This window comes from Sphingobium sp. WR1 (assembly GCF_059693745.1).
On record NZ_JCATID010000089.1, the window covers coordinates 1 to 1,170 of the forward strand.

Annotated in this window: 1 protein-coding gene; it reads right to left on the minus strand. The window is 60.7% G+C overall.

What is annotated here, in order from left to right; genetic code table 11:
• Window positions 1-17 precede the first annotated feature (17 nt).
• Window positions 18-1,081 (minus strand): IS630 family transposase gene (locus AC58EF_RS28520; RefSeq protein ID WP_497279735.1). Its coding sequence is split into 2 segments (ribosomal slippage): window positions 18-587 and window positions 590-1,081, totalling 1,062 coding nucleotides; the frame shifts between segments, so codons are not numbered across the junction.
• Window positions 1,082-1,170: the final 89 nt, after the last annotated feature.

Genomic DNA, 1,170 nt, shown 5'->3' on the forward strand with positions numbered 1-1,170 from the left:
ATACCAACCTGCATTGATCATGACCCCTGTGCCCATTTGCGGCGCCCGATTGTCATGATGCGCCACGGTTGATCGACCAGCCTGTTCCAGGCTTCGCAGCAAAGGTCGATGATGTTGTCGTGGGATGTGAAGATCCGGTTGGACAGCCAGTTATCGCGCAGGAACTGCCAGATATTTTCGACCGGATTGAGCTCGGGACATTTCGGCGGCAGCGGAACGATGCTGATATTGTCCGGCACTTCCAGCTTTCCGGTCATGTGCCACCCGGCCTGATCCATCAGCACCACGCCGTGGGCGCCCGGCTCTATGGCAAGCGATATCTCCGCAAGGTGTAGCGACATGGTCTGGGTATTGCAGAACGGGAGGACCAGGCCAGCGCCTTTGCCAAGCTCAGGGCAGATGGCGCCGAAGATGTAGGCCGATTTGGTTCTCTGATCCTTGGGCGCCGAAGGCCGGGTGCCGCGTCTGGCCCAGCGGCGGGTGATCTTGTTCTTCTGGCCGATACGGGCCTCGTCCTGGAACCAGACCTCTATGGGCGTGCCGCGCGGGAGGGCAGCTTTGATCTTTGCCAGCTCGACTGCAAAGCCCCCTTTTTGAAGTCCTCCATCGCATATTCATTCTGGGCATGGTGACGTGGGCGCGCCGTCAGTTTGACATAGCCCAGCTTCTTCAACTCCCGTCCCACCGTCGTTTCCGTCAGGGACACGCCAAATTCCTCATGAAGCCACCGCGCCAACTCGATCAGCCGCCAGCGCACAACTCCATGGATCGACGGTATCGGGCCGCTTTCAACGACCTCCGCGAGCGCTTGGCGCTGGGCATCATTCAACAAGGAGGGCTTGCCCGGCGCCTTGCCGTCGAGGAGCCCGTCTGGACCTCGATCATTGAACCGCACGACCCAGTCCCGCACGATCTGCAGCGTCACCCCGCCGATCCGCGCCGCATCGCTGCGGCTCTTGCCATCATAGATTTCCGCCAAAGCCAGCAGCCGGCGCCCCTGGTTTGCGCTTTTCGTCGTCCGCGCCAGTCGCCTCAAGCCCGCCGCGTCAAAGTCGTCACGCAATCCAATCGCTGCACCCATGGCCATGTCCTCCGATCAGCAGCCATAGAGTCAGAGTTTCGTTGCTTTGGGAATCCCCCTCGTCAGTCAGCATCATGGGGGGTTGGTAT